The organism is Rhodococcus sp. IEGM 1307 (genome assembly GCF_030056915.1).
In the GTDB taxonomy this organism is placed as follows: domain Bacteria; phylum Actinomycetota; class Actinomycetes; order Mycobacteriales; family Mycobacteriaceae; genus Rhodococcus_F; species Rhodococcus_F opacus_D.
Window position 1 is genome coordinate 134,682 of sequence record NZ_JASHKW010000016.1, and the last position, 13,738, is coordinate 148,419.

13 protein-coding genes are annotated in these 13,738 nt (G+C 62.0%); 4 read left to right on the forward strand and 9 right to left on the reverse strand.

Annotation, left to right across the window (positions count from 1 at the left end; translation table 11 throughout):
- Nucleotide 1 precedes the first annotated feature (1 nt).
- The 7 genes from QM841_RS28000 to QM841_RS28030 form a co-directional block, all read right to left on the reverse strand.
- The gene (locus QM841_RS28000; protein WP_133988293.1) at nucleotides 2–721 is read right to left on the reverse strand and encodes an ABC transporter ATP-binding protein; all 720 of its coding nucleotides are present in this window, start codon (nucleotides 719–721) and stop codon (nucleotides 2–4) included.
- On the reverse strand, nucleotides 718–2,700 hold the full coding sequence (locus tag QM841_RS28005; RefSeq protein ID WP_133988294.1) for a branched-chain amino acid ABC transporter ATP-binding protein/permease: 1,983 nt from the start codon (nucleotides 2,698–2,700) through the stop codon (nucleotides 718–720). The genes QM841_RS28000 and QM841_RS28005 overlap by 4 nt, the downstream gene beginning before the upstream one ends.
- Before the next feature lie 73 nt (nucleotides 2,701–2,773).
- On the reverse strand, nucleotides 2,774–3,640 hold the full coding sequence (locus QM841_RS28010) for a branched-chain amino acid ABC transporter permease (RefSeq protein WP_283334576.1): 867 nt from the start codon (nucleotides 3,638–3,640) through the stop codon (nucleotides 2,774–2,776).
- 14 nt (nucleotides 3,641–3,654) lie between these two features.
- Nucleotides 3,655–4,839 (reverse strand): ABC transporter substrate-binding protein, encoded by a 1,185-nt coding sequence (locus QM841_RS28015; RefSeq protein ID WP_164060211.1) that lies wholly within the window; start codon nucleotides 4,837–4,839, stop codon nucleotides 3,655–3,657.
- A 214-nt stretch (nucleotides 4,840–5,053) separates the two neighbouring features.
- Nucleotides 5,054–5,674 (reverse strand): TetR/AcrR family transcriptional regulator, encoded by a 621-nt coding sequence (locus tag QM841_RS28020; RefSeq protein WP_164060212.1) that lies wholly within the window; start codon nucleotides 5,672–5,674, stop codon nucleotides 5,054–5,056.
- Between the two features lie 48 nt (nucleotides 5,675–5,722).
- Nucleotides 5,723–6,724, reverse strand: coding sequence for an NADPH:quinone oxidoreductase family protein (locus tag QM841_RS28025; protein WP_283334577.1), 1,002 nt, complete (start codon nucleotides 6,722–6,724; stop codon nucleotides 5,723–5,725).
- A gap of 2 nt (nucleotides 6,725–6,726) precedes the next feature.
- A complete protein-coding gene (locus QM841_RS28030) occupies nucleotides 6,727–8,061 on the reverse strand; it encodes an acyl-CoA dehydrogenase family protein (RefSeq protein WP_133988463.1) in 1,335 nt (444 codons plus the stop codon).
- Between the two features lie 166 nt (nucleotides 8,062–8,227).
- Between QM841_RS28030 and QM841_RS28035 the strand changes: the two genes are divergently transcribed.
- The 4 genes from QM841_RS28035 to QM841_RS28050 all read left to right on the forward strand — a co-directional run bounded on the left by QM841_RS28035 (nucleotide 8,228) and on the right by QM841_RS28050 (nucleotide 11,494).
- A complete protein-coding gene (locus tag QM841_RS28035) occupies nucleotides 8,228–9,379 on the forward strand; it encodes a CaiB/BaiF CoA transferase family protein (protein ID WP_133988465.1) in 1,152 nt (383 codons plus the stop codon).
- Nucleotides 9,376–10,179: an enoyl-CoA hydratase/isomerase family protein gene (locus tag QM841_RS28040; RefSeq protein WP_133988299.1), complete on the forward strand. Its 804-nt coding sequence runs from the start codon at nucleotides 9,376–9,378 to the stop codon at nucleotides 10,177–10,179. The genes QM841_RS28035 and QM841_RS28040 overlap by 4 nt, the downstream gene beginning before the upstream one ends.
- 203 nt (nucleotides 10,180–10,382) lie before the next feature.
- Complete coding sequence (locus QM841_RS28045; RefSeq protein ID WP_283334578.1) at nucleotides 10,383–10,724, forward strand: hypothetical protein; 342 nt, start codon at nucleotides 10,383–10,385, stop codon at nucleotides 10,722–10,724.
- A gap of 293 nt (nucleotides 10,725–11,017) precedes the next feature.
- Nucleotides 11,018–11,494, forward strand: coding sequence for a hypothetical protein (locus QM841_RS28050; RefSeq protein ID WP_283334579.1), 477 nt, complete (start codon nucleotides 11,018–11,020; stop codon nucleotides 11,492–11,494).
- Between the two features lie 234 nt (nucleotides 11,495–11,728).
- Here QM841_RS28050 and QM841_RS28055 read toward each other — a convergent pair whose 3' ends face one another.
- Together QM841_RS28055 and QM841_RS28060 are read right to left on the reverse strand one after the other, a co-directional pair.
- A complete protein-coding gene (locus QM841_RS28055; protein ID WP_206017105.1) occupies nucleotides 11,729–12,820 on the reverse strand; it encodes a phosphotransferase family protein in 1,092 nt (363 codons plus the stop codon).
- A 37-nt stretch (nucleotides 12,821–12,857) separates the two neighbouring features.
- Nucleotides 12,858–13,730 carry an SMP-30/gluconolactonase/LRE family protein gene (locus tag QM841_RS28060; protein ID WP_164060214.1) on the reverse strand — a complete coding sequence of 291 codons (873 nt, stop codon included), beginning with the start codon at nucleotides 13,728–13,730 and terminating at the stop codon, nucleotides 12,858–12,860.
- Between the last annotated feature and the right edge of the window lie 8 nt (nucleotides 13,731–13,738).

Here is a 13,738-nt window from a genome sequence, read left to right on the forward strand (position 1 = left end):
CTCAATGGATCTTTCCGAGGTAGGCAGCGCGAACATCGGGCGAAGTCCGCAATTCATCAGCTGGCCCGCTGATCGTGATTAGTCCCTGTTCGAGCACATTGGCATGCTGCGCGAGGCCCAAGGCATCGTCAGCCATCTGCTCGATCAAGAAAATTCCGGCGTTCGTCTCGTCTGCGATCAGTTGGATCAGGCGGAAGACTTCCTGCGTCAGCTTGGGGCTGAGGCCGAGCGACGGTTCGTCGAGCAACAGATATTTGGGTGCCGAGGCGACGGCTCGAGTCAGTGCGACCATCTGTTGTTCGCCGCCGGACAGATGGCCGGCCCGCTGGCTCCAGCGATCTCGGATGATGGGGAACGCGTCGAGGAGCGTCTCGACGTGCTGCGTCGATGCCTTTCCGCGTCCCGCAGCCGCGTAGGAGCCCATGCGGATGTTTTCCGCAACGGTCAGCTTCGCGAACAGCCGCCGACCTTCTGGCACCATGACGATACCGGCGCGAGCTCGCTGGGCCGCGGACAGCTTCTGGACGGGTTTGCCGTCGAGGATGATGGACCCAGAACGGCAAGTCAGCAAGCCGCACACGGTTCGCGCCAACGTCGATTTGCCTGCGCCGTTCGACCCGATCACCGCTGAAATACGGCCGGGTGCCAGTTCCACATTGATCGACTCGATCACCGTCGCCCTGCCATAACCGGAACTGACATCTTCAACGATTAGGCTCATCCCTGGCTCCCTTCGGTGAGTGATTCCGCTGGCGGAGAATCGGCCGCCCCGAGGTATACCGCCATCACCGACTCGTCGGATAAGACGTCCGATGCAGTTCCATGGGCGATGACGGTCCCCTGCGCCAAGCACGTCACCTCGTCCGCCACCGTCGAGATCAGATCCATGTGGTGCTCGACAAGAATCATGCCGAGACCATCGGCACGAAGGTCCGTCAACAAGCGCCCCAGCTCCATGACCTCGGTCGAGTTGAGCCCGGCGGCTGGCTCATCCAAGATCAGAACCTTTGGTTGACTTGCGAGCGCTCGAGCAATTTCCAGTGCACGCGCCTTGCCGTATGCCAGGCTCCCGGCGAGGACATAGGCCTCGTCGAGCAGACCCACCCGTCGCAGCAACGCAGTCGCCATCCGCTCGAGTTCGACCTCTCGCCGATACTGAGCGCGTGGCTTCAACGCGGCCCTCCACCACGACAGCTGGCCTGTGTCAGCAAATCCCGCCTTCACATTCTCAAGTGCGGTGGCCGAACTGAAGAGCTGTGGAGTCTGGAACGTTCGGGCAAGTCCCTTCCGCGCGATCTGATCCGGGCGGCGGCCCGCAATATCGACCCCGTCCAGGAGGATCGAGCCGCTGTCGGGACGATATGCCCCACTCACCAAATTCGCTAGCGAAGACTTGCCGGCCCCATTCGGTCCGATCACACCGTGGATGCTTCCCGGTCCTACGCGGAGGTCAACTCTGTTAACTGCCAGCAACCCTCCGAAGTGCTTCGTTGCACCGGCCACTTCCAACAGGGTCCTTGTTTCGGCTTCATCGACGTTGACAGCCAAGAAGCTAGACGGTGACAGCGGCTCAGTGGGCAGTGGGGGTGCCGTGAGTTGGGTGAGGTTTCGGCGCGTCCTCTTGGCCGCGAAGTCCGAGATCGTTCCTACGACTCCGCGCGGGAGTATGAACAGTGCTGCGATGAGAATCAGGCCGATAATTCCAGGTGTGGACAGGTACCACTGGTCACTCAAATATTGACGCTGTAATTCTGTAACCCCGTCCAGCACCTCTGAGCGTTCCAGCCACACGACGATCACGGCGCCGACAGCGGGCCCGATAACGGTGCCGCTGCCTCCGAGGATGACGGCAAGCAAGATGGTGATTGAGAAGAATACGTCAAAAGACTCCGGCTGAAGGTGGGCGAACAGCAGGGCGTAGAAAATGCCGCCGAGACCTCCGAGTGCGCTTGTGATTCCCAGCGCAGCGACTTTCCGCTGAAAGACGTGAACACCTAGATGCGAGGCGAGCATGTCACTCTCGCCGACAGCCCTGAGCGACCGACCCCATGATGACAGGCTCAGGTTCCTATACAACACCAGCGCCACCACGGTTAGTACCAACACCAGCACGAGTACCGAGGCGAACTCGCCACCAAATAGGGGCGGCACGAAGGAAAATCCCAAGACGGTCGCCTCGGGAAGGAGGCCAGTTTGGTGCTGCAGGGTGTTCGGATACCCCGACGCAGCACCGAGTTCTGGCCACTCCACCAGGACTTTGTGAACTAGCACCGCCAGGACCAACGTGATCATCGTGAATTGTGGACCTCGCAGGCGGGCAGTTCCTAGGGCAACGACCACACCGACAACAGCACACACGATCAACGTGATGGGAACGGCTAGCAGAGTCGGCAGTTCACCTTTAAGCGAGAGGTAGCCGAAGACATATGCCCCGACGGCATACATCGCACCCTGTCCTAGCGAGATGAGACCAGCAAACCCCGAAACCAGGTTCAGTCCCACTGCTGCCACGACCATCGCGGCCATCAGGCCTATTAGTTGCATGTGAGGAATTGATGTCCCTTCGCCGCTCAGGCCTGGAGTCAGCGCGAGAAAGCAGACGAGGGCTAGGGCGATGACGAACAGACCGTCTCGACGCTGCGGCGAGACGTCAGACCAGCGTGCGAGTATTTTTGTCGCACCCAGAAAGCGCGTGTTCATTGGGTGTTCCTTCGTGCTCGTGCTCGTCTCGGGACCGAGCTTTGTGTGTCCAATTTGCGGGCTGCTGCTGGGGTCAGAGCTTCACGTCTACTCGCCGTCCCAGCAAACCTTCCGGGCGGAACATCAGAACGGCCAGGACGATTAGAAGTCCGGAGACTTCGCCCCACATGACACCGGCGGATTCGCCGACCGCGGCGGTGACCAGCCCGTAGATCCCGCCGCCGAGGAGCGGTCCCCAGAGAGAGGTGAGACCGCCGATGATGCCCGCCGCGAATGCGCCCACAAGCAGGGGCTCGCCTAGTTGCGGCGAGACGCCGACTTCGGCCGCCCACAGGACGCCTGCCAGAGCCACCACCGACATGGCTAGGCCGTAGGCAATCATTCCGATCCGCTTGGACGAGATGCCCATGAGTGATGCCGCTTCGGCGTCTTCTGACACGGCTCGCATGCGGGTGCCCAGCCCGGTCATTCGTGTCACCATCACCAACGCAATAGTGACAAGGACCGCTGTCACGGCGATGAGGCCTTGTTGGGACGGAAGGCGGACCCCCAGGAACTCGACGACTTCGTCCATTCCACCGTAGTTGAGCGGCTGGCGCAGCACACCTTCGCCGTTGGTGGTCATATTGATGATGATGAAAGAGAGACCTACGGTCGACAGGAGCCACCGCGTGTCGTTGTGCCCGGAACTGAAGGGCAGCACAATCAATCGATAAGTCCATGCCCCCAGTACACCGAAAACAGCGATCACAAAAACGATCTTCCCCGCGGACGGGAGCCAGCCCCATGAACTGATTGCCAGCGCGAGGAACGCGGCGACAACCATGAATTCGCCGAGTGCGAAGTTCAAGGTGTTAGTGGTCAGGAAGGTGAGGACGAAGCCTTGGGCAACAAGGGCAAACAAACCGCCCGCGGCCAGTCCCGATACTACGATCTCCACGAGATTCCGATCCCTCAGCAGCCGCGCGTGGTGCAGTCAGCGACTGTGCCATCTGTGACGATGTTGCCCTCCGGCGTGTCGTCGAATCCCATCACATGCCATTTGGAGATGTCGGCATCGTAGAATTCGCCGTCCCCCGGCGCAAAGGGAGTGTCATAGGTTGATCCCTCTACTTCCACGGTATGGGCCGATTCGATCGCGTCTCGGACCGCCTCGCGATCGGCGCCGCCGGCCTTCAGCCCTTGGCCGTAAGCGTCCAACGCCGAAAACACGTTGTACACAACGGTAGGCAGCTGGGGCTCTTCACCATAGGCCGACCTGTAGGCGTCGAGCACCTTCCTGAAGTTCGGGCTGTTCAAGTCTTCACGTTCAACGAACTTCAAGCCTTCCCACTCGTCAGGCTTGGACAGCTCCCGGTAGTTCGCGAGAACGTTGCTGGTGGTCGTCTTGCGCGGCGGGTCGAAGCCCACGACCTTCATATCGCGGGTAACGGTGGCGATGTCGGACCCAGATGTGAAGTTGAAGAACACCGAGTTCACGCCAGCATCACGGAGCCGTTTCGCTCCCGCGGTGAAGTCTGTGGCCCCGGGCTGCATCGACTCTCCCACCACCTCCACGCCGAGCTCTTTGCCCAGTTCTTGATACTGGGCCACTGCGGCCTGCCCGAAAGCGTCTGCGGCATAGGCGATACCGACCACGGGCTTTTTCCCATCGACATCAGAGAAGACCACCTGGCTGTTGACATCATTGAGCACTGGTCCGGCCCACTGCGTTCTGAACGCAAAATTCTTATCGCCGGCGGTCGGGACCAGGTCTGCATTGCTTGCTGACACTAAGAGGTACGGACGTTGGGAGCGGGCGATCACCTCAGCGATTTGCAGAGCTGGAGCCGACGTCGGAGGACCGAAAATGGCGTCGACATCGTCTTCATTCAGAAGCTTCTGTACGGCGCGCGAGGCGCCTTCCGGTGAACCGGCGTCGTCGGCGTAGACGAAGTCGAGTTCGAGACCGTAACGCTCCTCGATTATCGGCGTAGCAAGCTCGATCCCGCGCTGAGTGTCTTGGTAGAACTGCGGGGCCGGCCCCGTCTTCGGGCCGATGACGCCGATCGTGGCATCGCTGTCGGCCGAGGACGACGACTCCGAGCCCGAGCTGCCGCAGGCGCTCGCGATAAGCATGGTGGCCAGGGTTGGCACCATCCATCGTGTGTGCATATTGCTACTCCCTTAGCCGTCGACGCACTTGGCGCCGCACAGTGTGTGATGCCGCTCACTCCGCGACCATGAAAACCTATAATCGTGATTCATCATTGTCAATAGACGGGAATCCCCAACCGCCGAAGAGCCGTACGGGTACGCAAACCAGGCCTGGTCGCACCAGAAATCCGGAGCGCGACCAGGCCGACAGATCCCCTTATCGGGGTGCTGGCAGGAAGAGCGCGCGCTCTATGAAGGCGCGATAGCCCTTCAGCACAGCAGCACGTGACTCACCGATGGGTCCCATGCTGGAGAGATACACCTTTGCGTAGTAGCTGCGCGCGGCGAGCAGCGCGATGGCTATCCCTTCCAGCTCGTCAGGCTCATAGCCTACGATTTCGCCTCGTTCGACCGCTCGATTCAGCGTTCTCACGTAGCCGTTGACCACTCTGTCGAAGTAGGCGGCATTTCCAGCTGGGGCCTGAACGTTCGCTTCGTCCACGACACGAGCGAACCAAGGATGGTCTGCCACGAAATCGAGGAACGCCTGCATCCTCTGCATCTCCCGAACCAGACCGACCGAGTCCTTGTCCACATGCTCCTGGATGAAGTTAAGCATTCGTTCGGCATAGGTCGGCAGAACGACGTCGAACAAGTCTTGCCGCGTCGCGAAGTATCGATAGAAGGTCCCTTGAGAAATACCTACGTCTTCGACGATGCGAGCCACCGACGCCTCGGAATAGCCACGATCTCCGATGATCCGTGCTGTGCTCTCGATGATCCGTTGACGCATTGCCGAGATCCGTTCGGGATTCCGCTTATAGGGTCCTCGTGCCACGCTCGGGTCCTCTCATCGGCAGCACCACAATGCGTACCGTGTAGTGGTTCACTTCCCTACCTGCACGACCACTTTTCCGGTGATCGCACGACGATCAAGCATGTCAAGTCCGTCGGCGGCCTGATCCAGTGGTACCACGGACGTGATACTAGGCCTCAGAGTCCCGGCCACGCACCAGTCGAGGAGCTGGGCCATGAGCGTTCCCAGACGCTCCGGCCGGACCTTCAAGTATTCACCGAGAGCGGATCCAATCACCTTCGCTTGCTTCACCAGAACCACATTGTTAGGTAGCGGGCCTACGCCTGCCGCGAATCCGACCAGCACATATCGCCCCTCCAGGCCCAGAGCACGAGCAGCCGGATCGGCATACGGACCGCTCACCGGATCGACGACGACATCTGCCCCGCCTTCTCCAACAGCTTCGGCGAACAGGCGCCGAAGCTCTCGGCGATCGGGCGCGTCGTCGCCGGTGCCCGAATATGCCAATCCACGGACCGCCCCGCCCGCCAGAGCAGCCTCGACCTTCTCGTCCGTCGAACACGCGGCCACGACCTCAGCCCCCAACTGTGTAGCGATCTGCACGGTCGCGAGCCCGATCCCCGCGCCGGCGCCGGTGACGAGCACACGCTGACCCGAAGTCAGGTGCGCCCGGTCCTGCAAGGCATGAAGCGCGCTTGCATACGCGATGGGCAGGACAGACGCTTCTTCGAACGAGACCTCGCTGGGGATACCGATCAGGCCCGCCGCCGGCAGGACGATCTGCTCGCGCAATCCCCCCGAGCCCGTGATTGCGACGACTCGATCACCAACGGCCAGATCACGTACGCCGTCTCCCAATGCCTCGACGACCCCAGCGACCTCGCCGCCGGGTGAATAGGGGCGAGCCACCTTGTCTTGATAGAGGTCGCGCATCATGAGCAGATCGGTCGCGTTGAGCCCGACGGCGCGAACCGAGACGCGCACCTCGCCCGGTCCGGGCAGCGGCTCGGGCAGATCGAGCCAATGCAGAGTCTCTGGGCCGCCGGGCAGGAGTGATACCAGGGCGCGCATTCTCAGCCCTGCCGCTCTGACGGTGACATAGCCGTCGGAACGCTCGGCCAATCCACCGGGCGAGGCCATAAACCGGAGTCGGACATCGAAACTGCCTCGTCCCGGGAGAGCACTTCAGCCGAGGCCTCCGCAGTCGACTTTGCACGCTGCCGCTGAAGCTCGAGCCGTCCGATCTGGTTCCGATGGACCTCGTCAGGGCCGTCCAGAAGTCTCATCGACCGCGAATTGGCGAGCATCGAGCTCAGCAGAAAGTCATTCGTCAGGCCAGCACCGCCGAAAGCCTGGATGGCCCAGTCCACGACCTGCTGCGCGAGCGCGGGCGCGGCAACCTTGATCATCGCGATCTCTTGGCGCGCCTCGGAGTTTCCGACGGTGTCCATCATCCAGGAAGCCTTCATGGTCAGCAGCCGGGCCTGTTCGATGCGGATTCGAGCTTCAGCAATCCGCTCGAGCGTCACGGTCTGTTCTGAGATCATGCGGCCGAAGGTGCTCCGACTATCGACACGTTGGCACATGCGCTCGAGAGCTCGTTCGCTCAGGCCGATCAGACGCATGCAGTGGTGCATGCGACCGGGCCCCAGCCGACCCTGCGCGATTTCGAACCCCCGCCCCTCTCCCAGTAAGATGTTCTCGGTCGGAACACGGACGTCGTCGAACCAGACCTCACACGCGCGGTCAAGGTACGAGCCGAGCACAGGCAGCGCCCGAGCAACGTGCACGCCAGGTGCATTGCGAGGTATGAGGATCATGCTCTGCTGCCGGTGACGTTCCGCATCAGGGCTCGTCCTGCCCATGAAGATCATGACTTCGCAGTTCGGATGGGTCGCACCACTCGTGTACCACTTCCGCCCATTGACGACGTAGTCGTCTCCGTCACGGACGATGGAACTTGAAATGGCCGTCGCGTCGGACGACGCCACGTCCGGTTCCGTCATTGCGAAGGCTGAACGGATTTTTCCTTCCAGCAACGGTGACAACCACCGCGCTTTCTGTTCGTGAGTGCCGTACTTGTGCAGGACCTCCATATTTCCCGAATCTGGGGCCGAACAATTGAACACCTCCGCTCCGAACAAGACTCGCCCCATAATCTCCGCGAGCGGCGCATACTCCATGTTCGTCAATCCCTGCCCATCGGGTGTCGCGGGCATGAATAGGTTCCACAATCCGACACTCTTGGCCTCTTCTCGCAGGCCAAGGAGTGTCGGGTAGAGGGCCCAAGGCCCCAACCGCTCGATCTCTTGATGCACTGCCCGTTCAGCCGGATACACGTGCTGGTCCATGAATGCGCTTAACCGCTGCTGAAGCGCTCGACTGCGATCGGTGTGTCGCAGATCGATATCCGTCTCTGGAGAGCGTGTCACGGTGGTGCCTGGGGATCTCAAAATATGTCTCCTCGACTCAGCGGGCTCTGATGCGTACTAAAAGGTTCTGATGCATACTAGATCAAAAGATGAACTGGTGAATCACCGTTACTGTTCTAGATCGAAACGGAGAATCCTTCCCATGTCGGCACAATTGCCCCTCGCCCGTGTCCGAGTACTGGACTTTTCGACCCTGGTGCCCGGACCGCTGGCCAGTCTGCTCCTGTCCGACGCGGGCGCCGATGTTCTCAAGGTGGAACGCCCCGGCGTCGGGGACGAGATGCGCATCTTCGAACCCTGTGACTTCGAAACCCTGAATCGCGGCAAGCGCAGCATCGCGATAGATCTGAAGGCTCCTTCAGCAACAGCTGCGCTCGAGCCGTTGATCGCGCAGGCCGACGTTTTGATCGAGCAGTTCCGCCCCGGAGTGATGGACCGACTGGGCCTTGGCTACGAACGCGCCCGCTCACTCAACCCGCGCATCGTCTATTGCTCGATCACCGGATACGGACAGAACGGCCCGCTCGCATCCAGGGCCGGGCACGATCTGAACTATCTGGTCGACGCCGGCCTGCTCGCTTCGGCACGACGTTCACAGTCACAGGGCGTCCCCCATCTTCCGCCGACACTGATCGCGGACATCGGAGGCGGGACGTATCCGGCTGTCGTCAACATCCTCCTGGCGCTCCGCTCGGTCGAGCAGACCGGGCAGGGGAGCCATCTTGATATCGCCATGACCGAGAATGTGTTCTTCTGGCACTGGTGGACTCGGACCCAGGTGGACGTCTCCGGAAAGTCGAGCGATCCAGGCACCGCCCATCCGGCCGGCGGCTCTCCCCGTTACGGGCTTTACGCGGCGGCCGACGGCGCAGTGGTGGCGGTGGCCGCCCTCGAGGAACGTTTCTGGCTCCGCCTGTGCGACATGCTCGCCATCCCTGCCGAGCTCAGGCCGGAGGACGCCGACGGGACGACCGTCCAGACGCACCTCGCAGAGCGGTTCTCACAACACGACGGTGCCCATTGGCGATCCCTCTTCGACGGTGTTGACGTGTGTGTCTCAGTCATGACCACACCGGAAGTCGCCTTCGCCCACCCGCACTGGGCGGCTCGAAAGACGTTCGAGGAGACCGCAGGTACGGCTGGTCATCGTTTTGCGGCGATCCCCAGTCCCCTCCATCAGGGGTTTCGACGCACCGACGAACGATCGGCTCCGGGGCTCGGAGCATCTGATCCAGACTTCAGGGTTTCGGACCCCAGCCAGCTGGACCGCGCCGACGGCGGGAACGAGCTGTGACCTCAAAGCAGGCTGAGGGTGAGGTGCGCCTATCAGTCACCGGCCCTATTGCCACCCTCACGATCGATCGGCAAGAGACACGCAATGCCCTGAACCTCAGTATGTGGCTCGCGATCCCTGGCCTGATCGCGCAAGCCGAGGCGCACCCCGAGGTGGTTGCCTTGGTCATTCGCGGAGCCGGGAACGAAGCTTTTGCAGCTGGAGCAGACATCTCCGACCTACGATCAGCACTCGGGGATCCGCTGGCTGGGCGGGGGTACATCGATGCCGTCGCGTCGGCGGAGTCGAGTATCGCGCGCTGCCGACGAGTGACGATCGCGGGTATCAACGGCTTTTGCATCGGTGGAGGGCTTGAGATCGCCATGGCCTGCGATCTGCGCTTTGCCACCGACACCTCCACATTCGCCACGCCGCCCACGAGCCTCGGCGTCGCGTACAGCGTAGATTCCACGCGTCGGCTGATCGAGCTCGTCGGAGTCGGCGCGGCCCGGGACCTGCTCTTCACGGCTCGCCGAATCGACGCGTCGACCGCACACCGCCTGGGGCTGATCGACAGGGTGTTGGCGGCGACCACCTTGGACGAGGAGATCGTCGAGTACACGAGCCAGCTGGCCAAGCAGTCGCAGTACGCGATACGGCTGACAAAGCTGGTGATCTCACAGGCACTGGACCGTCCGGTCGAGTCCGCTGCGCTTCGGCAGCTGCGGGTTGACTCGTTCTCCGGCTCTGATCTGCGAGAGGGGATTTCCGCATTCGGTGAGCGCCGACGGGCTACGTTCACCAGCCGGCTGCTCAGCTGACCACTTCAGACCTGGGTTCGACGCAATTTGTGGGTTCTAGAGGTTCTGCGGAGCTGAAGGAGCAGGTCATTGAGCTGCATGGGGCGGAAGTCGAAATATCCCTAAAGACGCGAATATTCGATTCATCTGCACTGGCCTGGACTCTGCTCGTATGGTCTAGAGCTGTACGTGAAGACGACGAAGCGGGAGAACAAGACCGCCACGTGCGGTACCTGCACCTGGCCCACAACGAGTGGGACCCGGCCAGGGAGCGGGCGGTGCTCAGGGTGCTGCTGTTCACGTTCGGCCGCGAGGACAAGCTCGGACGGTCCCAGCGTGGCCGCCGGGACGTGACCGCCACCGAACGGGTGCTGTTCGCCCTGGTCGCCAACCGGGCGCTGGCACCGTCGTTCAAACTCGCCGCCACGGACTGGAGCAGCCACGACGTGCACATCGACGGGCTGGCCGAGAGCGGCGAACAGCCCTGTTACCGGTCGATGGACTGGCTGCACGAGGTAACCGACGACCTGGAGAAGCAGGTCTTCGACAAGGTCGCCACCTGTTGAACCTCGATGTGACCCTGCGTTTCTTCGACACCAACCAGCACCTACTTCGAGCTGGAGGAGGCCGACGAGCCCGTCGCCCGTAACGACGCCGGCCGCCGACTGGGCGACGGCCCCGAGCGCGGTGACGCGAAGCAGACCGGGTTCCGCACCTACGGCAAGTCCAAGGACTCCCGCGACGACCTGCCGCAGATCGTCATCGGCATGGCCGTCACCCTGGACGGCATCCCGGTGCGCTGCTGGTGCTAGCCGGGCAACGCCTCGGATCAGACGGTGATGCGCAGGTCAAGGACGAGATGCGGGACTGGACCCTGGACACGATCGTGTGGGTGACCGACCGCGGCTTCTCCAGCGAGGAGAACAGCCACTACCTGCGGCAGGGCGACCACGCCTACATCCTCGGGGAAAGCTCCGCTCCGGATCAGCGGGTGAAGGCCGCCCCGTCCCGCCCGGGCCGCTACCAGGACGTCGCCGAGAACATGCGCGTCGAGGAAGCACGGATCAGCGACACCGATCGGTTCGTGATCTGCCACAACCTCGAATCGGCGGTGCGCGACAAGCACATGCGCACCCAACTCGTCACCCACCTGCAGGAGTTGATCGCCGACACCGACACGCTCAGCGACTTCAAGCGGGGCGAGGTGCGCGGGAAGATCGCCGACAAGCTCGGACCGAACCGCCACCTGCGCACCACCGGCGCCGGCAAGCTCCGCATCGACCACGCCAGGATCAAGGCGGAGGAGAACCTCGACGGAAAATACCTCCTACGCTGATCGGACCCCAAGCCCAAGCGTCGAGGACATCGCCCTGGGCTACAAGCAGCTGATGGAAGTCGAGCGCAGCTGGCGGACATGAAGCAGATCCTCGACCTGCGGCCCATCTACCACCGGCGCGAGGAACGCATCCGCGCCCACGACATCCTGTGCTGGCTCGCCCCTCCTACTCATCCGCATCATCGAGACGGTCAGGGCGTCGCGGATGCGACCCGGTCGACGAACGCCGACTGGTCAATTGCCGGCACGTTCTGCCAGGTGTCTACCGAGCTTCGCGAGTTGCGGCATCGACGAGATCATCTGGCTCGCGTGCGGCGACGCTGAGGTACCGTTCTCGATCCGCGCTCGAATGCCGTGCATGATGGCGTAGAGCCGAAAGGCGTTGAACGCCAGGTAGAGGTCCAGGTCATCGATGCCTTCACGCGCCGTCCGCTCACAGTACTTCGCCACGTACTCAGCCTCTGTGGGAATCCCCAGCTCTGCGAGCTGATCGACCGAACGGGCACCCAACCCACCGGCGAGGTCGCTCGGCAGATGATACATCAACGCGTTGTAGCCGAAGTCAGCGAGCGGATCACCCAAGGTGGCAAGCTCCCAATCGAGAACCGCAACGACCCGAGGCTCCGTGGGATGGAAGATGAAGTTGTCGCACTTGATGTCTCCGTGCGTGATTGAGACACGCTCATCGGTAGGCAATCTCTCGCGGAGCCAGCCCTGCAACCAGTCGATGTCTGTGTCGCGCTCACCAGACCCTGACTCGTACTGCCGGGACCATCGGTTCAGCTGACGACGCAGATATCCCCCTTTGCGCCCAAAGTCGCTCAGCCCGACGGCATCAGCGTCCACAGAATGCAATGTGGCCACGACTCGATTCATGTCGTCGAACATCATGGTTCGGTCACCAGGGTCAAGCGCGGGCATGCTGCTGTCCCAGAAGATCCGTCCTTCCACGTGACCCATCACATAGAACGCCGTGCCAATGACGGCTTCATCCTGAGACTCGGCCAGGATCTTCGGGACCGGAAAACCGGCGCCGTTCAGCGCCATCATGACCCGTGCCTCCCGGTCAACGGCATGAGCCCCCGGCAGCAGCTCACCTGGCGGCTTACGCCGCAGGACATAGTCAGCATCGGGTGTACTCAGCAGATAAGTCGGATTTGACTGGCCCCCACGGAACTGCGTCACCTTCAGGGGGCCCGCGAAGCCACTCACGTTCGACTGGAGCCACTGGGTCAATCGAGACTCATCGAACCGATGCTGTTTACGCACCTCCCCTGTTCCAGAGTTCAGCTGCTGGCGATCTGCGTCGGACGCGGCAGTACTCATCGGCTGTCATCCGAGGTACGCAGGCCGCCCATAGTGCTCAAAACTCAACTCGGCACAGGGCCGCAGGCAGACCGGGTGTCTCGACGCGCGCTTTGAACACGCCGGCTCCGCGGTCGGTGTCGAGACCTTCGGAACCGGAAACAATGTAGACATCGCGGAGATCATCGCCGCCAAAAGTCAAGCTCGTCACCATCGGGACGTCGATCTGAATCGACGCGACACGCTCTCCATCTTGGTTGAAGCAGCCGACCTGACCGCTGTGCGGCAGAGCGACCCACACATTTCCTGCGGCGTCAACGGCGAGTCCGTCAGGTTGTTCGCCGTCCCCCGCCGTCACGAAGGATCGCTTGGGACCAAGCCCGCCTCGGTCGTCCACGTCATACACGTTGACGGTCGAACGCAGGGTATCGGCGTGATAAAGAAGCGAGCCGTCCGGCGAAAATCCGAGCCCATTCGTGAGCAGAACATCTTCTGCCACAATACGTGCCGAACCATCGAGATCGATGCAAAAGAGCTGACCTGGCTTATCGACATCCCGTGATTCTGAAGCAACGAAGGCCAGCGAACCCACATACAGGCGACCGTGGGTATCCACCGTCAAGTCGTTGTATCCGACGACACCGTTGGACGGATCATTCTCACGCAACACATGAGTTGCTGTGTCATCGCTGCTGACAAGCCCCTTGACCGCCACGTTCCGGCCGCTGATCACGAGCCCGCCACTGGCGTGCAGGGCCATTCCGCCGATCCCGCGCCTGTGCTCGATCACCGTCTCGGTCGAGCCTGAGTCCGTGAAGCGAAGGACGCCCCCGGCGATGGCGTCGGCCGCGAGCAGACCCTCTGGCGTCCAGAGCGGTCCTTCCAGAAGGCCGTGGCCCGTAGAGATCTGTTCAGCTTGAATAGTTTTCATGACGTTCC

Coding starts and splice junctions, on each gene's coding strand:
- QM841_RS28060 (WP_164060214.1), bottom strand. CDS start 13,730: ATGAAAACTATTCAAGCTGAACAGATCTCTACGGGCCACGGCCTTCTG.
- QM841_RS28005 (WP_133988294.1), bottom strand. CDS start 2,700: ATGAACACGCGCTTTCTGGGTGCGACAAAAATACTCGCACGCTGGTCT.
- QM841_RS28015 (WP_164060211.1), bottom strand. CDS start 4,839: ATGGTGCCAACCCTGGCCACCATGCTTATCGCGAGCGCCTGCGGCAGC.
- QM841_RS28000 (WP_133988293.1), bottom strand. CDS start 721: ATGAGCCTAATCGTTGAAGATGTCAGTTCCGGTTATGGCAGGGCGACG.
- QM841_RS28025 (WP_283334577.1), bottom strand. CDS start 6,724: ATGCGCGCCCTGGTATCACTCCTGCCCGGCGGCCCAGAGACTCTGCAT.
- QM841_RS28050 (WP_283334579.1), top strand. CDS start 11,018: ATGCGGGACTGGACCCTGGACACGATCGTGTGGGTGACCGACCGCGGC.
- QM841_RS28055 (WP_206017105.1), bottom strand. CDS start 12,820: ATGAGTACTGCCGCGTCCGACGCAGATCGCCAGCAGCTGAACTCTGGA.
- QM841_RS28035 (WP_133988465.1), top strand. CDS start 8,228: ATGTCGGCACAATTGCCCCTCGCCCGTGTCCGAGTACTGGACTTTTCG.